A 17,985-nucleotide genomic window follows, 5' to 3' on the forward strand; every position below is an offset into this window, starting at 1 on the left:
TTCATTCCTGCGGAGAAGAGGTCCAGTAGTTCGAAGCCTCCCTCGTGATTATTATGTCGTGGGGGTGACTCTCTCTGAGACCCGCGAGCGTTACCCTCACGAATTTTGCTTTCCTCCTGAGCTCGTCAAGATTCCGAGCCCCCACATAACCCATTCCGGCCCTCAGCCCTCCGACCAGCTGGTCGACCACGTCCTTGACCGTACCTTTGTATGGGACCATGCCTTCGACACCCTCAGGCACGAACTTCGCGTTCTCGTTTTGAAAGTATCTGTCGGCACTTCCTCTTCTCATCGCAGACTCGCTTCCCATGCCACGATAGGCTTTGTACTTTCGACCTTGATAGAGGATCGTTTCTCCCGGTGCCTCCTCTGTTCCTGCGAAGATGCTACCGATCATTACGGAATCCGCACCCGCAGCAAGAGCCTTGACGATGTCACCGGAGTATCTGATACCGCCGTCAGCAATGAGCGTAACGTGAAGTTCTCGTGCCATCCTTGCGCACTCCACGATGGCTGAGAACTGGGGTACGCCCACACCAGCGACAACGCGAGTTGTACAGATCGAGCCTGGACCAACTCCCACTTTAACGCCGTCGGCACCAGCTTCAACCAGAGCTTTGACACCTTCCGCTGTCGCAACATTGCCTGCCACCACTGGCAGGTTTGGAAAATTCTGTTTTACCTTCTTCACGGTCTCGATAACCCTCTTCGAGTGACCATGAGCTGTGTCTATTACGATGAAGTCAACCTGCGCATCCCTCAGGGCTTGAACTCTCGCGAGTACGTCCTCCCCTGTTCCAACCGCTGCCCCGACTATGAGTCTTCCTTTGCCGTCACGAGCTGCGTGAGGATGTTCGATCACACTCATTATGTCTTTGATCGTTATGATCCCCACCAGTCTGTCGCCATCGTCCACGAGGGGAAGCTTCTCAATCCTGTGCTTGTGGAGGATCTGTTTCGCCTCCTCCAAAGTGACGTTCGGTCGGGCCACGATGAGTTTGGAGCGCGGTGTCATCAGGAGTTTGACGGGTTTGGACAAGTTCTTCTCAAACCTGATGTCTCTGTTCGTTATTAGGCCGAGCAACTTTGCCTGTTCGTCCACCACGGGTAAACCACCTATCTTGTACATCGACATCAATTTCAATGCTTGTTCAACAGTTTCTTCTGGGCCTATGGTGATTGGATCGTATATGACCCCGTTTTCTGCTCTCTTCACGATGCTGACTTGGTGCGCCTGCTCCTCTATGGACATGTTCCTGTGTATGACTCCAACCCCACCTTCCCGTGCCAGCGCTTTGGCCAGTGCGGCCTCCGTTACGGTGTCCATGGCTGCGCTGACCAGCGGTATGTTTATCCAGATGTCTTTGACGAGCCTGGTCCTCACGTCGGTTTGCGAAGGCAAAACCTCGCTGTACTGCGGAACCAAAAGAACATCATCAAATGTGAGTGCCTCTTCGTACTTCAAGAGTACACCTCCTTCTGGTATGATGTTTTTTAGAATTATAGCATCTGTTATAACTCTGGTGTGGGAAGAAGGGGTGAAAGTTTGAAGGCAGTCTTTGTGAAGGTCTTTGGACACGTTCAGGGGGTTGGCTTCAGATATTTCACCTACAGAGTTGCGAAGAGGTTGAACGTGACAGGTTACGTGAGGAACGCTGAAGATGGTACGGTAGAAATTCACGCCGAGGGAGAAGAAAAAATTCTGGAACGTTTCTTGGATGAAGTCAGTAGAGGACCAACCATGGCCATCGTCACGGACGTCCGTGTGGAAGAAGTACCGGTTCAAGGATTCAGAAGCTTTGATATAGTGCACTGAGGTGGTATAGATGTTCATCAGCTTCGAAGGTATCGATGGGAGTGGGAAAGGAACGCAGGTTGAACTGTTCCTCGATTATCTGGAAAGGAACGGCGTAGACTTCGTTTACGTTAGAGAGCCCGGTGGAACACCCATCGGAGAGCTGATCAGAAACATCCTGCTGTCTTCGCAAAACATGATCTCAAAAACAGAACTGCTCTTGTTCCTGGCAAGCCGTGCTCAACTGGTTGAAACCGTGATAAAGCCGGCCCTGGCGCAGAACAAGACAATCGTCGCCGACAGGTTCGCTGACTCAAGTGTTGCGTATCAGGGTTTTGCAAGAGGACTGGGTGTTGAGACTGTTAAGCGATTGAACGATTTTGCAACGGGTGGACTGAAACCCGATCTGACATTCTATATAGATGTTCCCGTAGCGGTGGCTTTGTCGCGAAAGAAACATTTCGACAGGATCGAGTCCGAGGGTGAAGAGTTCCTGAACAAAGTCAGGCAGGGGTATTTGGAACTTCTGAAAGATGAGCCTGAAAGATTTGTTCTCATCAACGGGATTGCCGACGAGTTGACCGTGCATCGATTCATCGTCGAGGAGTTCGAGAAGAGGAGGAAGAAATGAAGTGTTCTTAACTATGTTCTCAGCGGAACTGAAGAGGACTCTGAAGAATCCTTACTCGCTCGTGCTCATATTGATCGTCCCTTTGGTCGTCACCACCATTGCAATTGTGCTTTTCTCGAGTTTCGGATTCTTGCAGACAAAAATAGGAATACTCAATCTCGACACGGATCCTCTGTCGCGTCTGACTGTGGGTATCGTGATGTCTCTTTTCAAAGGTGGGAACATCAGTTATGTATCGGAAGACTATCGACAGAAGTTGCTCAATGGTGATCTGCAGGCCGTGGTCGTCATCCCGAAGGATTTCTCCAGAAAACTCTACGCGGCACAGCAAACTGAACTGATCTTCATCCCGAGCCCTGTGGACTTGCAGGTCTCAACCGTCATGTACAGGACTTTCCAGTCCATGTTCGAAGATCTGAACGGCAGTCCGTTCTTTGACCCACAGGTTATCAGGTACCTGTTCAGCTCTCCTGGTTATCCCGCACCGAAGCTTTCAGCGCTCGAGAGAGAGAAGGTCCTGAACCTGACCTCGTTGCTGATACCCGTCACTGTGTTCTTATCAAGTGCGTGCGTGTTGCTCGCCATCGCTTCTGGCTCGTTTCAGTTGGACGAACAGTCGAAGTTGACTGAGCTGTTCCTGTCGATGAACGTGGGAAAGTTCACCTACGTTGTCTCAAAGATCTTGGCGTACACATCGGTAGGTCTGACTCTCTCCATGGTCGCACTCCTCATTCTCCTGCGTTTCAGGGTGTTCCTCATCACGCCAGCCATGATAGAATTGATAGTACTCAATTCCCTGTTTCATGCCAGCGTTGGTCTGATAATTTCAGCGGTCTCGCCGAACACACAAGTTTCATCGATGCTCAGTGTTGTTCTCACAGTGGTGAGCTTTTATTTCAGTGGCAGCGTTGTGCCGCTGTCTTCGATGCCGACACATCTGCAGAGCTTTGCTCGAAACTATCCTCTCTTTTTGGCGATTTACTCGTTGAGGAAGCAACAGCTCTTCGAATTCGATGTTACGAGTGATATCAAAAAGATGACGTTGCTCGTTGTCGTTTTTGTGGTGCTTTCTGTAGTCGCTGGGTCTTCGAAACTGAGGAGGCGGTGATTTTGAGAAAGATCCTAATTGTCTCCGACACTCATGGTTCACTCACAAGCTGGCAGCGGTTGAAATCGCTCGTGGGCCAAGTGGACGAAGTCTACCATCTCGGAGACGTGCTTTACCATGGACCGAGAAACCCCATACCCGATGGGTATAATCCTGCAGAGCTGGCTCGGGAACTGAGACGCGAGAATCTCTTCTTGGTCCGTGGCAACTGTGATGCCGATGTGGATTTGATGTTGCTCGGAATATCTGAAGCTCCGAAAGTTCTGCTTGCGAGCTTCGGTCAAGTCAATTTCGTCATGAGCCACGGAGATTTTTTTCAAAGCGAAGAACAATTGTTTACGTTCCTTGAGGAGCACGGTGCGCGCGTTCTCTTGTACGCTCATACGCATGTTCCGAGGTTCGACTGGATCCAGTCCAGACTGATCATAAACTCAGGTAGCCCTTCTCTACCCAAAATGGGATCCGAGCCAACCTTTGTGCTCATGGAGATCAACGAATTGGTGAAAATCTCTCTGATATCTCTGACAGGTAAGCTGCTCAGGGAGGCTTTGCTTTGATGGACGTGGCTAAACTGATACGTGACTCCAATGCGAGGATCACCATGATCAAGTATCAGGAGGAAATCCTCCCCGAGGACGTGAAATTTGGTTCTTCCTCTTGCTGGCTTGTCGAAGAAGAAGAGCCGTTCGTTTCGGAGGGGCCTGAGAAGATCATCTTCGTGGACAGCAGGAGGAGGAGGTTCACATCCATAGAAGTTGAAGGCTACGTTCTGCTGCTCACTCAGATCGTGACGGGTGCGGTTCTTCTCGAGAACCACCGTTGCAAACCATTGTTTTCTCCCGATGAACCACCAACGGTCAAACTCGTGCTCGGTGTTCCGGATGTGATTGCAAAACGCTGGAACGTACTGAACGGGGAACAGGTGAGCATAGGAAGGCTTTCGTGTGACGTGGCTGTAGGACTGACCGCGAAGGATGCGACGGACTCGTACATGCAGGAGATCGAAAGGCGGACCGTGGAGCGTTTCCTTCAGGAAGCACTTGTTGTCAAGGATGGGGCAATCAACTTTACGACGCCCACCTTCCAGATCGAGCGCGGTCCTCTGGGTCTGGTGAAAAACATACACATGCCTTACGTGGATGCAGAAAAGTTCAGAACCTTCGGATTGATGAAGAAGGGACAGAGATCAAGGTGTTTTGCAACACAGCTCGCAGAAGGTGAGGAACTTCTGAAGGTGATGAGTTATCTGAAACTTTCTGATACACCCGGACTCAGAGGTTTGGTGCGCATCGAAGCCGTGGTCCAAAAGGATTGCTTTGCCGGTTCAAAGAGGCACATTTTTGAACTCTTCGGAAGACTCTGTGGGACGCTCGTGAGAGTAAGCGACGACAGTGGTCTCATTCCAAGAACGCCTGAGGACACTCTGCCTGTGGTGTTTCTGGAAAAGTACCTCGACAGGTATTTTTACAGTGAAACGTACGTCAGGTGTGCGTTCATCGAGGCGGTGAAGGAGACGAAGAATTTCTCCACAGAAATATCATGAAGCAGGCCCCGGTGATGAACCGGGGCCCGCTTCATCCTGTTCGATGCGAGTCTCACTCTTCTCCTATCTGCATCCTTACAAACCTTGTGACTCTGATGTTCTCCCTGATCTTGGCAATAGCCTCGTCGATGACCTGCTTGACTGTCTTTGTATCGTCAAATATGTACTTCTGATCGTAGAGACAAACTTCTTCGAAGAACTTCTCCAGCTTACCTTCAACGATCTTTTCGATGACCTGCTGTGGTTTGTTGGAATCTTTCAGTTGCGCCAGATAAATTTCCTTTTCCTTCTCAATGACTTCCTGTGGTACATCCTCTCTCGATACGTACCTTGGTCTCATCGCTGCCACCTGCTTGGCAAGGTTGTAGGCGAGTTCTTTGAACTCCGGCATTCGGGCGACAAAATCAGTTTCACAACCGAGTTCTAAAAGAACTCCTATCTTGTCGTTGAAATGCACGTACGCAGTGACGATACCTTCCTTCGTCGTTCGAGATGCCTTCTTCTGAGCGACCGCTGCTCCGCGCTTCCTCAGTATTTCAATTGCCTTCTCGAAATCACCGTTCGCTTCGCTCAGAGCAGTCTTGCACTCCATTACTCCTGCACCGGTCATTTCCCTGAGTTTTTTCACCATTTCAGCACTGATTTCCACTGCTCGAACCTCCTTCGATAGAGATTTGTTGAAAACAGGCCGAGCGATATTATAGCACACCGTTTCCGTACAAGTCTCTCAAAGTTCTCAGAACGTTGGGAGGTACCCAGTTGCTGACATCTCCACCCATCGACGCGACTTCTCTTACCAGTCCTGATGAGAGGAAAGAGTATTTCTCGTCCGTCATCAAGAAAACGGTTTCAAGTTCGTGCCACAGGTGTTTGTTCGCAATGGCCATCTCGAGTTCGTATTGAAAGTCTGTCACGGCCCGCAATCCTCGAACTATTGTCTTGATGTTTTTACGCTTGGCATAATCGACGAGCAAACCGTTGTGGCTGTCCACATGAACGCGTGGTTCATCCTTCAGCAGTTCTTTGATCAGTTCCAGACGTTTCGCGAGAGGTAACAACGGTTTCTTCTTCGGATTGACCATCACGACAACCCAGAGTTCATCGAATATTTTTAAGGCCCTGTGTATTACATCAAGATGACCGTAGGTGATCGGATCGAACGAACCTGGATACATTGCTTTCATAAACTTCAGCCTCCGCACGAAACTTGATAGATTTTCATTGTTTCAAGACAGATTGCAGAAAGCTTGTTACCGTAAACGCAACCTGTATCCAGACCAACCTTGTTTTTAGATATCATAACGTCATGAAAGGGTGTGTGTCCGAAGAAAATCCTGAAGTTGGGCAGTGGGTCCTCACTGTATATGAATTCGTACCTTATCCAGAGCATGTCGAATTGATCCTGCTTCTCCAGAGGAACGTTCGGTCTGATACCCGCATGAACAAAAAGATCGTTTCCCTGAACATGGTAGATCAACGTCGATTCTAAAAAGTCCACGTGCTGTTTCGATATTTCGTTCACGCCTCCGTAGCTTCTGAGAGTCGCCCCTGCTCCATTCATCATCCAGAGCTCGAGATTCTCGCCCTTCAGAAGATAATCAAGCATCATCTGCTCGTGATTTCCCCTCAAAAAGATGCAGTCGTAGCTCTTCGAGAGCTCGATCAGCGTCTCGATCACACCCTTGCTGTCTGGACCTCTGTCGACATAATCACCAAGAAAGATGAGTCTGCTGTCTCTTGTCAGTGGCAATTTCCCGAGCAATTTCCTCAAACAATCTGAGCAACCGTGCACGTCACCTATCACGAACGTCAATCGTTCCACCTCTCAGCAGCACGTACAGCGTGAAGCCAAACAGGATCAGTAGAGCGCTGAGGAGTTGGGCGAGTCTGATCGATCCAACGTACATGCTGTCTAACCTGAGCCTCTCTATACAAATTCTACCGAGCGAATAAAAACACAGATACAGCGAAAAAACTTCTCCAAAGTTCTTCCTGTAATGCTTCATGTAATGTGTCAACAGCAAAAACAACAAGAAGTCCCATACGGATTCATAAAGAAAGGTTGGGTGAAAATACTCGTACTGTTTGAATTCCGGAGGTCTCATGGCGACGGGAACGTACATTTTCCAAGGCAAATTCGTGGGTTCTCCAAACGCCTCGTAGTTGAAGAAGTTTCCCCACCTTCCGATCGCCTGGCCAAGTGGCAGATACGCGGCGCCCAGGTCCAGTGCCTGCAAGGGCTTGAAGGTAACGTTCTTCTTGACGGTTGAGTACACCAAGAAGACCGTTATGCCTGAGAGGATGGCCCCCTGGATTGAGAGGCCTCCGTGCCAGAGTTTGAAGATCTCCGATGGTGTTTTCGAATAGAACTTCCAGTTCGAGATCACGTACAGCGCTCTCGCACCAACGACACCGAACACGACAGAGTAAAAAACCAGCTCATCAACCTGTTCCAAACTAACGTTCTCTCGTTTCGCCTGCTTTCGTGCCAGGGAATAGGAAACGAGGACGCCGGTCAAGATGAACACAGAATAGAAACGAAGCTCGAAAGGACCAATCCTGAACAGATACTGTGGGAGAAGCAACCTACCCTGGAACACGTACGCGAGGAACACTGACAGCAGGATCAAGAACAGAAGTAAAATCAAAGCGCGTTTCATGATCATTTCCCCAGCATGGTTTTCTCGATCATGCTGATCTGGTTCTTGATCTTGTGGGCGGATTTGTAATCCTCTCTCTTCAAAGCCTCTTCCAGCCTATGCTTCAAAACGTACAGATGTCTCATGGCCACTTCCCTCTGCTCCAACTGGCTCTCGCTTTCCCCCGCGAACAATTCCCTGAGAACGGCAACCGGGGCAATCGAGAAGACGAGATCTCCCGATGAGAGATGGCCTCCAGAAAAGTTTCCCATGTCCGAGTCCTGTACGACGCGCATGTATCCAGCAAGATACTTCAAATTCTCCCGTTTGAAAATGGCTGCCTCTTTCAACGTCTTCCTGAGGCAGTTCGAACACATGTGCACTTCCTTCGGTATCCCGTCGGAAAGAAACTTGTAAACCTTCACATTGATGTCCGTTTTGCACACGTCGCAACTCACGTGATCACCTCTACAGAGTTATACAGAGACATTGCCTTTTGAACTCCTTCCGACAGAATTGTCTGTACAGCCTGAACGGCGACATCCAGAACTTTGTCGAGTACGACACGTTCCTGATCTGAAAAATCCGTCAAAACAAATTGTGCCAGATCTACACCCTCGGGCTTGGGACCTATACCGATCCTGATCCTGATGAACTGGTCCGTTTTCAGAGTTTCGATGATGGACTTTAAACCGTTGTGTCCTCCAGCGCTACCCTTCTGTCTGATCCTTATTTTCCCAAGTGGCAAGTCGACATCATCGTACACAACGATTATATCATCGACCGAAACACCATACTTTGCGACCAAAGCCTTAACGGCCAGACCACTGACGTTCATATAGGTTAAAGGTCTAACCAGCTTCACATTCCCACACTCGAGTAACTCGTAGTTGGTCTCGCGAACGAAACTCGAAGTACAGCCGGCTCTCTGAGCGTATCTGTCCAGGAACATAAAACCCACGTTATGCCTGTTTGAGGCATAACGTGGCCCTGGATTACCCAGCCCAATTATGTGGTGCATTATTCTTTCTCTTCTTCAGTCTCCTCTGCCTTCTTTCCTTTCTTTATAACTTCGGGCTCAATCGTCTCTGCCGGAGCAGCCGCTGTGACTTCTTCCACCTGCAGACCTTTCGGTACGATGATAGTTACCAGTGCTTCGTCTGCAGGCAACAACACCTTCATTTCCTCAGGAAGCTTCAAGTCGCGCACGTGATAGGATTCTCCAAGGTTCAGGTGACTGACGTCTATTTCTATGTGTTCGACCAGCGCACCGGGAAGCGTTTCGACAGGCAGTTCCGTGTGCAGTACTTCCATTATACCGCCCTTCTCGACTCCGATAGGCTTTCCGACCACGCGTATGGGTATTTCGATCCTCATGACGTGTCCCATAGCAGGTTTGTAGAAGTCGATGTGAACGATCTCGTCAGTCACCTTGTCAATCTGAACCTTCTTGACGAAAACTTCTATGTCCTGCGTTTTTCCATCAACGTTGATCCTCAAGGTGACTGGCTTGGCCTCAGACAACGCATGGATGAACTTTTCCACTTCTTGTTTTTTCAACTTGATGGACACAGGTTCCATCTCTGGGCCGTAGATGACGCCAGGGATCATGCCCTGATTCCTGAGTCGCCTCACCGGTCTTTTACCGTGTTCTGTCCTGATCTCAGCCGTTAGTTGCATTCGGACACCTCCTCCTCATTTGAACAGGATGCTCACCGATAGATTCTTTCTGATCCTCATGATTGCCTCTCCCAGAAGGTTGGCTATACTCACCACATGGAACTTACTTGGAAGGTTCGTTTGATGAACCGTATCGGTTATATAGACCTCGTCTATCTCACTGTTTTGAATTCTCTCAACCGCATTGCCCGATAAGACTCCGTGCGTTGCACAAGCAAGTATACGCACCGCTCCAGCTCTTTTCAAGGCCTGCGCACCCTGAATCATGGTCCCTCCTGTATCGATTATGTCATCGAACATCAGGGCTATCTTCCCTTTGACATCTCCTATTATATTGACGACTTCGGCTACATTGTCTGCCGGCCGACGTTTGTCTAAGATCGCCAGCGGTACCTGCAGTTTTTCAGCGAGTTTACTGGCGCGCCGCACTGCACCCACGTCTGGTGAAACGACTGTGATATCCTTTTTGAAATTGCTGTACCGTCGCGTGATCTCCTCTATGAAAACCGGAAAACTGTACAGATTGTCTAAGGGGATGTCGAAGAAACCCTGTATTTGCTCAGCATGTAGGTCTATCGTGAGCACACGCGTGGCGCCCGCCACGGTGATTATGTTCGCCACAAGTTTTGCCGTTATCGGATCCCTACCCTTGGCCTTCCTGTCTTGTCTCGCGTAGCCGAAGTACGGTATCACCACGGCTATGCTGTTTGCAGAAGCTCTCTTGAATGCGTCGACCATCACAAGCAGTTCCATGATGTTCTCGTTTACCGGTGGAGAAAAGGATTGTAGAACGAACACGTCGTGTCCTCTAACGGTTTCGTTTATCCGCACGTTTATCTCGCCATCCGAGAACCTCGACACCTGACAGTCACCGAGTCTCAGACCCAGGTATTCGGCGACTTTTTGCGCAAGCGGTGGGTTGGAGTTTCCCGCAAAAAACTTCAGATCGTTACGCTGAAAAGGCATATTACGACTCCTCCCTCTTTTTGATGACCCATCCCGGTTTGACCGTTTGTCTACTGCGCGCGATCGCCAGACTCCATTCCGGAACATCCTCCGTTATGACGGAACCTGCCGCTATAAAGGCTCCTTTTCCAATCTTAACAGGAGCGATCAGGCAACTGTTGCTTCCTACGAACGCTCCATCTTCTATGAACGTTGGGTTCTTCTTTTTACCATCAAAGTTGCACGTTATCGTTCCGGCTCCAACGTTCACATCTTCCCCTATCGTTGCATCACCAAGATAAGCAAGATGTTGTGCCTTGCTGCGTGAACCTATCTTTGAGTTCTTCACCTCGACAAAGTTTCCGATCTTGACGTTCGACTTCAGCACAGTGCCCTCTCTCAACCTGGCAAAGGGCCCGACTGACACATCATCTTCGATCGTTGCGCCGACACAATCCGAACTGATTATACGCACTCTGTTTCCCACAGAACAGTTTTCGATTCTCGCCATGGGGCCTATAACGCACTCTTCTCCTATTTTCGTTTTTCCCAGCAGAAAAGTCATGGGATGAAGCACAGTATCGCAACCGATCTCCACGTCTGCTTCGACATACGTACTGTCCGGATCGACGACCGTAACACCATTCAGCATGAGTCTTTCGAGGATCTCACGCTGCTTCAATTTCTGCGCGACAGCGAGCTGAACCCTATCGTTCACACCGAAGAATTGCTCGTTCTCGCTAACATGATGGATACCGACCCTGTCCAACATGTTCACGGCGTCGGTCAAGTAGTACTCACCCTTTGTGTTGTCCGGTTTTATCCTGGGTAAAGTCTCAAGTAATGCCCTTCCCTTGAAAACGTATATTCCCGTGTTGATCTCTCTTATCATTTTTTCCTCATCACTTGCCTCTGTTTCTTCCACGATCTTCAAGAACTTACCCGCCGAATCCCTAACTATTCTTCCATAACCGGTTGGATCCGCCATGGTCGTTGAGATGATTGTCACACAGTTTTCATCATTTTTATGCTGATCTACAACTTTCATCAATGTTTCTTTCTTCAAAAGGGGCATATCGCCGTACAGTATCATGACGTCTTCATCAGGGTTTATGAAATCTTGAGCGCTCATCACCGCGTGCGCGGTTCCAAGTTGTTCGTTTTGAATGCGAACCTCCACGTGAGATGGTAGAACCTGTTTAACTTGCTCGGCAGAATGGCCCAGCACGACGCAGACGCGCTCACTCAAACCTTGTACAGCTTCGATGACCCAGAGCAACATGGGCTTTCCACACACGGGATGCAAGACCTTGGGCGATCGCGATTTCATCCTTACCCCCTTGCCAGCAGCCAGAATGATGATACGCATCCTTTCACCACCTCACCACAGTCTTGGAGGATTGACGAACACTCTCCATCCCATTTTTCCGATCTTCATCAAAACATCGTTGAATTTGGACAGAGTTTTTCGAAGGTCTTTTGTCTTGATCAGGAAATGGTATCTGTATTTGCCGGCCATCTTGAAAATCGGGTGCTCCACAGGCCCGAGGACGGTTTCGCCTTCAAGGGATCTGACACAGTAGTTCACGAGTTCCCATCCCGTTTGAGGAAGATCACTTTCGAGAATCACCTGAACCAAGTCACAAAAGGGAGGATAGTTCACCTCTTTTCTCTTCTTGAGTTCTTCCAAGTAGAAATCTTCGCTGTTCACAGTGAAGACATCCCTCAAAAAGCCGTCTTGTGGCTGGAACGTTTGTATCAAAATCCTGGCAGAAGTGAAGTTGCTACGGATCTTTCTCATCGTCTGAAACATCCTCAACCTGGTGTTGTAATCTGGTTGACTCAGCAAACCGTCGTAGTCAAGGATGCAGATCAACCCCACCCTGTCCGTACCGAAACCCTGGAGCACAATTCTGCTGCCTATGAGCACATCTATTTCGTTCGTTTGCAACTTCAAGAACTGCTCCTGAACTTCAAAAGGTTCTAATTCTTCGGACTCGAGTCTCACGATTCTTGCGCCAGGCAAATGGTATTTCAACAGCCTCTCAACCCTCTCGGTTCCAACACCCTTTGGATAGAGCGCTTTTGCCCCGCAGTTTGGACACTCGGATTGAGCCTTCCTCACGTATCCACACTGGTGACACTTGAAAACGTTCTGCGATTTATGAAAACTGAGCGCAACGTCGCAGTTCGGGCACATCAGAACGTGGTTGCATGCGAAACATACCACGTAGGGTGCAAACCCTTTTCGACGCACGAGGATCACAGATGCTCGTTCCTCGGAAATCGTCTTCCGCACGCTTTCCACAAGATCTTCAGACAGAATCGATCCACTCTGCCTGACGTCGACGATGGAAACATCTGAGTTCAGGTTCTCTTTCGGAATTCTCAACCATTTGAGATGTTCTCTTCGATGAAAATCTATCAAGCGTGGCTCTGAGGAACAGATCACGAAAGGAATGTCCCTCAGTCGGGCTCTCGTTTCGGCCAACTCAAGCGCATCATAAACTGGATCTTCGAACTGATAGTACGCATCATCATCGCTCTCCTCTGCGACGATTAAACCGAGGTTTCTCATTGGAAGAAATGCCGCAACTCTTGTACCCACAACCACCTGTGTCTTGTCTCCTACCGAGTCCAGCCACACTTTGGCTCTCTGTGATCTCGACATTCGGGCATGGTAAACCTGCACGGTCACGTTTAAGAATTTTCTGATGAATCCTGCCACCATGTACGTGAGCGACGTGAAAGGAACCAAGATCAGGACACTCTTGTTTTCGTCGGTGATCTTTTTCATAAAGGCAATCACACTGCGCAGGCGCTCTCCTATCGTCGAACCACTCAGAACTGTCACACCTCTTGGTGCCGGTTCTAACTGCGCCTCGGCGAGCTCGAGGTTTTCTGTGTTCACTGGAAGAAACTGCGTGAGTTCGATCAGCCCCTCTTGCTGCATCTGCTTGATCTTTTTCGTACTCACTCCAACAGATTCGATCAGTTGTTCAACGGTCGCATAACCGTTCGTCAGCAAGAAGCTGATCACATCGTATTCGATTTCATCGTGAACGCGTGTCAACGCTTTCAACCCATTTCTGACTACCACGTACCATTTTGAAACGCGTGGCCTTGGTGTCTTTCTTCCAAAGCACTTCTTCAGCTGAATGTAACCCTTATCCAGCTGATTCTTGAGAGCATCGTGACCGTATTTCTTGATGAACTCGCCCAAGGGAAGCGATTCAAAACCAACCAAAGGAGTGAGTGACTCGACAACGGTTTCCGCATAGTCGTCGATGAAGGAGGGAAAAGCGAGGTCGAACAGCAATCCGGGTGGTGAGAAGAACCTCTCGGAGATGCTTTCCAGTGCTTCAACATCGGACTGATCCAAGTAACTTACCCGATCCAGTCTCTGGAGGATCTCCTTGAGCTCACGGCTGGCGGGTTTGTCCGAAACTTTTACGACATAACCTATCGTCTTTCTTCCATGAAAATCAACGATAACGCGTTCACCCGGTTCGAGTTTTTCTTGACTTTTGTAAGAGTAGAGACAACGAAGAGGAACCTTGGAGATGGCCAAATCGTACACCATGAGGCTCGACGCTAAGTCTTCCGCACCCAGATGACCTTACCTGCGTTCGTGATCGCCTGCAGTTCCTGTGGGATTTTCAACTGCTGTGTCTTCAGGATCTCAACAATGAGGTCCACTGGAATCGATGTGTCAATCCAGATCTCAGACACATCGACACTGCTCATTTCTCGCAAGACCATCTGTGTTAAGCTCTTCTCTATAGCCCGCACGTATTTCTCAACGTCCACAGCTCATTCCTCCAAATGCACGATGTAGACGGCATCCTCACCGTCACATTCCTTCAAACACACGTTGATTCTCTCTCTCGTCTTGGAAGTGGGCAAGTTCTTACCAACGAAGTCCGCCCTTATCGGCAGTTCTCTGTGCCCCCTATCGACCAGGACGGCCAGTTGAACTGCTCTCGGTCTTCCGCGTTTTGAGACTGCGTCGAGTGCCGCACGAACCGTTCTGCCTGTGAACAGAACGTCGTCCACGAGGACCACGATCTTATCGTGCAGATCGAAAGGTATCTCACTCAAATCCTGCTCGGTTCTCTTCTCATCATCCCTGAATGGTCCAACATCGAGTTTTCCAACGGACACAGGTTTCCCCTCCACGGATTTGAGGAAGCCTGCGAGGCGCTCGGCAAGGTATGCACCCCTTGTCAGGATTCCAAGCAGAACTAAATCTTCAAGACCGCGGTTCCTCTCGAGAATTTCGTGTGCGATCCTCAACAGAGACCTTCTTATGTCTTGCTCGCCCAAGACTTTTATCCGCTTCACCATCTCACGCCGATGCGAAAATCGATCTGATAATCGTAGCTGAGCTCCTTGAAGAAATCCGGGCTCTCTTTCTTGGAGAAGGGATAGAAAACAGAAACCTGGATGTTCAAATTCCCTATCTGGAAAGAACCACCAGCGTCGATCGCCAAAATAGAATCGTTCTCTGGCGAATAGAACACAGGTATTGTCACGTAAAGGCTAACCGGCTCCAGGTTCAGTTGCGCCCCTGGCAGAATAGTCCACAGTTCGTTGAAACCGTAGATGACGTCCAAAGCGAACTTCATTTGATCATAATCTAAGCAGAGCCCAGCCCCAAAGGTTGCCTGGTTCGCAAGCTGCGGATCGGAAGACCAAATCCTGAAATTCTTAACCGCTAATCCATAGCCCAGTGGCCCGTTCTCGACGAATTTTCCCTTAGCTCCCACATCGAGAACGATCGACGTGTCCACAGCCGCATTCTTCACAGTCCTTTCGATACCAAAGTTCACACCTAAAGAAGTCAGTCCAGCAGTACCAGCGACACCATAGAGGAAGGACATTCTCTCCTGGTTGAAATCGCTGAACTCCGCGGAGATCGAAAGCACCCCAGCCAGCGTATCGAGCGAAGGTTCAATCAGAGCGAACGTGAAGGATCTCACGTTTCGTACGCTGGAGATCCTCAACGTGTTCGAAAGCAAAATCTGCCTCACCTCGTTCTCAACGATGCCCGCGGGGTTCGTCCTGAAGGACCAGACCCCCGATGACGTCACCGATCGACCATCATTGGTGAAATCAACTATGTCGGCGAGCACCATTGTAGTCAAGAGCAAGAACGTCAACAGGACTACCACGACGCTCTTCATAAATTTCAGCCACCTCCCTCCTCATTTCCTCCAGTGTACCGTTCAGTATAGATTCTCTCACACGTTCCATGAATCTGAACATGTAGTACAAATTGTGGTAGGTCAACAACATTCCCGCGAGTGTTTCACCCCTGTTCAACAAATGGTGAATGTAGGATCTTGTGTAATTTCGGCAAACGAGACAGTCACAACGATGATCTATGGGTGAGAGATCTTTCCTGTACCGCGAAGCCTTGATGTTCAATCTACCCTCTGAAGTCAGAGCGGCCCCGTGACGAGCTAACCTCGTGGGATAGACACTGTCGAACATGTCGATTCCGATTGCTACAAGCTCTATTATCGTTCTTGGAGAACCTCCACCCATGAAGTATCTGGGCCTGTCATCCGGCAGTTCTGAAACCGTGGCATGAGCGAGTCGAAGCGTCATTTCGAAAGGTTCACCCAGACTCAAACCTCCCACGGCAAAACCGTCGAAATCCTTTTCTGAGAGATACCTCGCACTGGCTCTCCTGAGATCCTCAAATGCTCCACCCTGTGCGATCGCGAACAACAACTGTCCTTCTTTAACCCCGCGCTTCAGACACCTTTCTGCCCACTCGTGCGTTCTCCTTGTGGCATCGAGGGCTTCCGTATAGCCCACATCGATCGGAGGGCAGTGATCTAAAACCATGACGATGTCCGATCCAAGGGTTCTCTGGATATCCATGGACAACTCTGGAGTCAGGAACAGCTTCGAGCCATCGTATGGCGAGACGAACGTGACACCTTCGTCGGAAACTTTTCTGAAGTTCTTGAGGCTGAACATCTGAAATCCTCCACTGTCAGTGAGGATTCCACCGTCCCACGCCATGAAGTTGTGAAGACCACCGTGCAGTTCTATGACTTCCAGCCCCGGCCTCACGGCGACGTGATAGGCGTTGGAAAGAATTATGCTCGCACCGACCCTCTTCAAATCGTCACTTCTCATGAGTTTGACATTGGCGTTGGTGCCAACCGGCATGAAGATCGGAGTTTCGAACGTCCCATGCAGCGTCTTGAGTCTACCCAACCTTGCGCAGCCGGTGCGGCAAACTATCTCAAAATTCGATGGCCGCGCGTTGCTTGGCGGTCTGTCTGACATTCTCCAGCTCTCCCTCCACCTCTCCCGTGAAGGTCCTGAGCTCGTGTTTCATATTCTCAACGAAGGCTTCGTCCTTTATCGACTTCAGGTTTATTAAGACGTTGGCCTTCGCAGACTGGAACGCACCGTGAGCCATTTCGGCCGCGCTCACTGCATCGGATATTGCGTTGACGTTTCCCCATTTTGCGACCACATGAGCCGCTTTGACGATGTCCCTGCAGCATCTGCAGATCTCGTACGGAACGTGTGCCGCGCGTTTCAGGGCTTCCTGTATAGACTTTTTTCTCTTTTCTTTTTCTTCCTCGGTGCCCTTGGGCAACTTGTAGGCGTTCATCACTTCATCGAACGCCTCGGCATCCGCGTCTGCAAGTTCGAGCAAAACGTGCCTGATTTCTTCCATTTCCTCGATCACGCGTTCCATTTCCGCATGCCATTCAGCATAGTCTTCCCGGCCGAGTGTCAACTGGGCGACCATCTCGTTGAGCGCGGCAGCCAGACATGCCACCACCGCACTCACCGCACCTCCGCCGGGTGTTGGGCTCTTGTCAGCCACCTTCTCCACAAAATCTCTGATCTGCATCTTCTCAAAACTCATTTTGAGACCCCCTCTTTCGCTATGTTCACCCCAGAACTCGTTCCGATCCTGCTGGCACCCGCGAGCAACATTTTGACCGCTTGTTCATAGCTCTTTATCCCACCAGACGCCTTGACTCCAAGTTCCGGCACGCACCACTTCATGAGGTGTACATCTTCGACAGTCGCACCGCTTGGTCCAAAGCCCGTCGAAGTCTTGACGAACTTAGCTCCGGCAAGCTTCGCGATCACGCACGCCGCGATTTTTTCTTCCTCTGTCAAATAACATGTCTCGATGATGACTTTTACTGACTTGCCCTGGCTCGCCTCCACAACTGACTTGATGTCTTCGTAGACGTACTTGTAATCTTTGGATTTCATCATCGAGATGTTCAAAACCATGTCGAGCTCATCCACACCAAGCCTGACCAATTCCTCAGCTTCCCTCGCTTTGCAGTACTGAGTGTTGGCACCCAGTGGGAAACCCACCACGCTCACCACTTTGACACTGGTGTCTTTCAACTTCTCCACGGCTCGTTTAACGTAGACGGGATTGACGCACACGCCGTAGAAACCATACTGGACCGCCTCATCGCAGAGCCTGTCTATCTCCTCCTCTGTGGCCGTGGGTCTCAAGAGTGTGTGCTCTATCGCCGAAACGACCTCCTGAGCAAGGATTGCTCGCTGTGGAAGTTCGAATTTGTAGTTCCTCTGAAACTCGATTATCCTTTCCTCGATTTTTTCCTCGAGGGTACTCAACCCACC

At 49.8% G+C, this 17,985-nt stretch carries 22 protein-coding genes; 5 read left to right on the forward strand and 17 right to left on the reverse strand.

The genetic code is table 11. The features are described from left to right. Position 1: 1 nt before the first annotated feature. The gene (gene guaB / locus AJ81_RS00460) at positions 2-1,465 is read right to left on the reverse strand and encodes an IMP dehydrogenase (protein ID WP_031503053.1); all 1,464 of its coding nucleotides are present in this window, start codon (positions 1,463-1,465) and stop codon (positions 2-4) included. 81 nt (positions 1,466-1,546) lie between these two features. Between guaB and AJ81_RS00465 the strand changes: the two genes are divergently transcribed. Genes AJ81_RS00465 through AJ81_RS00485 form a run of 5 tightly spaced genes read left to right on the forward strand, consistent with a single transcriptional unit; the run spans position 1,547 to position 5,077 of the window. Continuing rightward, on the forward strand, positions 1,547-1,816 hold the full coding sequence (locus tag AJ81_RS00465; RefSeq protein WP_031503054.1) for an acylphosphatase: 270 nt from the start codon (positions 1,547-1,549) through the stop codon (positions 1,814-1,816). A gap of 10 nt (positions 1,817-1,826) precedes the next feature. Then, complete coding sequence (gene tmk, locus AJ81_RS00470) at positions 1,827-2,426, forward strand: dTMP kinase (protein ID WP_031503056.1); 600 nt, start codon at positions 1,827-1,829, stop codon at positions 2,424-2,426. A 1-nt stretch (position 2,427) separates the two neighbouring features. Continuing rightward, on the forward strand, positions 2,428-3,534 hold the full coding sequence (locus AJ81_RS00475; RefSeq protein ID WP_031503058.1) for an ABC transporter permease: 1,107 nt from the start codon (positions 2,428-2,430) through the stop codon (positions 3,532-3,534). Between the two features lie 2 nt (positions 3,535-3,536). After that, entirely contained in the window at positions 3,537-4,091 is a 555-nt protein-coding gene (gene yfcE, locus AJ81_RS00480; protein WP_031503059.1) for a phosphodiesterase, read from the forward strand. Beyond that, positions 4,091-5,077 carry a hypothetical protein gene (locus AJ81_RS00485; RefSeq protein WP_144316880.1) on the forward strand — a complete coding sequence of 329 codons (987 nt, stop codon included), beginning with the start codon at positions 4,091-4,093 and terminating at the stop codon, positions 5,075-5,077. The genes yfcE and AJ81_RS00485 overlap by 1 nt, the downstream gene beginning before the upstream one ends. A gap of 52 nt (positions 5,078-5,129) precedes the next feature. Here the strand turns inward: AJ81_RS00485 and tsf are convergent, their stop codons facing one another. The 16 genes from tsf to deoC are packed head-to-tail and all read right to left on the reverse strand — an operon-like array spanning position 5,130 to position 17,979. Next, positions 5,130-5,726: a translation elongation factor Ts gene (gene tsf, locus AJ81_RS00490; RefSeq protein WP_031503062.1), complete on the reverse strand. Its 597-nt coding sequence runs from the start codon at positions 5,724-5,726 to the stop codon at positions 5,130-5,132. 49 nt (positions 5,727-5,775) lie between these two features. Next, on the reverse strand, positions 5,776-6,261 hold the full coding sequence (coaD, locus tag AJ81_RS00495) for a pantetheine-phosphate adenylyltransferase (RefSeq protein WP_031503063.1): 486 nt from the start codon (positions 6,259-6,261) through the stop codon (positions 5,776-5,778). A 5-nt stretch (positions 6,262-6,266) separates the two neighbouring features. Beyond that, positions 6,267-6,899 carry a metallophosphoesterase family protein gene (locus AJ81_RS00500; RefSeq protein ID WP_409371777.1) on the reverse strand — a complete coding sequence of 211 codons (633 nt, stop codon included), beginning with the start codon at positions 6,897-6,899 and terminating at the stop codon, positions 6,267-6,269. Then, on the reverse strand, positions 6,871-7,743 hold the full coding sequence (lgt, locus tag AJ81_RS00505) for a prolipoprotein diacylglyceryl transferase (RefSeq protein ID WP_407636274.1): 873 nt from the start codon (positions 7,741-7,743) through the stop codon (positions 6,871-6,873). Before lgt ends, AJ81_RS00500 begins: the two co-directional genes overlap by 29 nt. Continuing rightward, entirely contained in the window at positions 7,740-8,174 is a 435-nt protein-coding gene (locus AJ81_RS00510) for a hypothetical protein (RefSeq protein ID WP_038059567.1), read from the reverse strand. The genes lgt and AJ81_RS00510 overlap by 4 nt, the downstream gene beginning before the upstream one ends. After that, positions 8,171-8,737 carry an aminoacyl-tRNA hydrolase gene (gene pth / locus AJ81_RS00515; RefSeq protein WP_031503070.1) on the reverse strand — a complete coding sequence of 189 codons (567 nt, stop codon included), beginning with the start codon at positions 8,735-8,737 and terminating at the stop codon, positions 8,171-8,173. Before pth ends, AJ81_RS00510 begins: the two co-directional genes overlap by 4 nt. Beyond that, on the reverse strand, positions 8,737-9,396 hold the full coding sequence (locus tag AJ81_RS00520) for a 50S ribosomal protein L25 (protein ID WP_031503071.1): 660 nt from the start codon (positions 9,394-9,396) through the stop codon (positions 8,737-8,739). Before AJ81_RS00520 ends, pth begins: the two co-directional genes overlap by 1 nt. A gap of 15 nt (positions 9,397-9,411) precedes the next feature. Further along, positions 9,412-10,362, reverse strand: coding sequence for a ribose-phosphate pyrophosphokinase (locus tag AJ81_RS00525; RefSeq protein WP_031503073.1), 951 nt, complete (start codon positions 10,360-10,362; stop codon positions 9,412-9,414). 1 nt (position 10,363) lies between these two features. Continuing rightward, complete coding sequence (glmU, locus tag AJ81_RS00530) at positions 10,364-11,710, reverse strand: bifunctional UDP-N-acetylglucosamine diphosphorylase/glucosamine-1-phosphate N-acetyltransferase GlmU (RefSeq protein ID WP_031503076.1); 1,347 nt, start codon at positions 11,708-11,710, stop codon at positions 10,364-10,366. 12 nt (positions 11,711-11,722) lie between these two features. Next, on the reverse strand, positions 11,723-13,912 hold the full coding sequence (priA, locus tag AJ81_RS00535; protein ID WP_169728250.1) for a replication restart helicase PriA: 2,190 nt from the start codon (positions 13,910-13,912) through the stop codon (positions 11,723-11,725). 23 nt (positions 13,913-13,935) lie between these two features. Beyond that, positions 13,936-14,151, reverse strand: a complete 216-nt coding sequence (locus AJ81_RS00540) for a hypothetical protein (protein ID WP_031503079.1) — start codon at positions 14,149-14,151, stop codon at positions 13,936-13,938. Between the two features lie 3 nt (positions 14,152-14,154). Next, complete coding sequence (gene pyrR / locus AJ81_RS00545; RefSeq protein WP_031503080.1) at positions 14,155-14,688, reverse strand: bifunctional pyr operon transcriptional regulator/uracil phosphoribosyltransferase PyrR; 534 nt, start codon at positions 14,686-14,688, stop codon at positions 14,155-14,157. Beyond that, positions 14,682-15,527, reverse strand: coding sequence for a hypothetical protein (locus tag AJ81_RS00550; RefSeq protein WP_231845422.1), 846 nt, complete (start codon positions 15,525-15,527; stop codon positions 14,682-14,684). The genes pyrR and AJ81_RS00550 overlap by 7 nt, the downstream gene beginning before the upstream one ends. After that, on the reverse strand, positions 15,457-16,647 hold the full coding sequence (gene tgt / locus AJ81_RS00555; RefSeq protein WP_051368884.1) for a tRNA guanosine(34) transglycosylase Tgt: 1,191 nt from the start codon (positions 16,645-16,647) through the stop codon (positions 15,457-15,459). Before tgt ends, AJ81_RS00550 begins: the two co-directional genes overlap by 71 nt. Continuing rightward, entirely contained in the window at positions 16,604-17,242 is a 639-nt protein-coding gene (locus AJ81_RS00560) for a cyclodeaminase/cyclohydrolase family protein (RefSeq protein WP_031503087.1), read from the reverse strand. Before AJ81_RS00560 ends, tgt begins: the two co-directional genes overlap by 44 nt. Further along, positions 17,239-17,979: a deoxyribose-phosphate aldolase gene (gene deoC / locus AJ81_RS00565; protein WP_031503089.1), complete on the reverse strand. Its 741-nt coding sequence runs from the start codon at positions 17,977-17,979 to the stop codon at positions 17,239-17,241. The genes AJ81_RS00560 and deoC overlap by 4 nt, the downstream gene beginning before the upstream one ends. Between the last annotated feature and the right edge of the window lie 6 nt (positions 17,980-17,985).

It is taken from the genome of Pseudothermotoga hypogea DSM 11164 = NBRC 106472, from assembly GCF_000816145.1.
GTDB lineage: Bacteria > Thermotogota > Thermotogae > Thermotogales > DSM-5069 > Pseudothermotoga_A > Pseudothermotoga_A hypogea.

What these genes read in the sequence shown, in the direction of transcription:
- AJ81_RS00525 (WP_031503073.1), bottom strand. Translation starts at nt 10,362, where the DNA reads ATGCCTTTTCAGCGTAACGATCTGAAGTTTTTTGCGGGAAACTCCAAC.
- tgt (WP_051368884.1), bottom strand. Translation starts at nt 16,647, where the DNA reads ATGTCAGACAGACCGCCAAGCAACGCGCGGCCATCGAATTTTGAGATA.
- AJ81_RS00560 (WP_031503087.1), bottom strand. Translation starts at nt 17,242, where the DNA reads ATGAGTTTTGAGAAGATGCAGATCAGAGATTTTGTGGAGAAGGTGGCT.
- AJ81_RS00485 (WP_144316880.1), top strand. Translation starts at nt 4,091, where the DNA reads ATGGACGTGGCTAAACTGATACGTGACTCCAATGCGAGGATCACCATG.
- AJ81_RS00520 (WP_031503071.1), bottom strand. Translation starts at nt 9,396, where the DNA reads ATGCAACTAACGGCTGAGATCAGGACAGAACACGGTAAAAGACCGGTG.
- pth (WP_031503070.1), bottom strand. Translation starts at nt 8,737, where the DNA reads ATGCACCACATAATTGGGCTGGGTAATCCAGGGCCACGTTATGCCTCA.
- glmU (WP_031503076.1), bottom strand. Translation starts at nt 11,710, where the DNA reads ATGCGTATCATCATTCTGGCTGCTGGCAAGGGGGTAAGGATGAAATCG.
- coaD (WP_031503063.1), bottom strand. Translation starts at nt 6,261, where the DNA reads ATGAAAGCAATGTATCCAGGTTCGTTCGATCCGATCACCTACGGTCAT.
- AJ81_RS00550 (WP_231845422.1), bottom strand. Translation starts at nt 15,527, where the DNA reads ATGAAGAGCGTCGTGGTAGTCCTGTTGACGTTCTTGCTCTTGACTACA.
- pyrR (WP_031503080.1), bottom strand. Translation starts at nt 14,688, where the DNA reads ATGGTGAAGCGGATAAAAGTCTTGGGCGAGCAAGACATAAGAAGGTCT.
- lgt (WP_407636274.1), bottom strand. Translation starts at nt 7,743, where the DNA reads ATGATCATGAAACGCGCTTTGATTTTACTTCTGTTCTTGATCCTGCTG.
- tmk (WP_031503056.1), top strand. Translation starts at nt 1,827, where the DNA reads ATGTTCATCAGCTTCGAAGGTATCGATGGGAGTGGGAAAGGAACGCAG.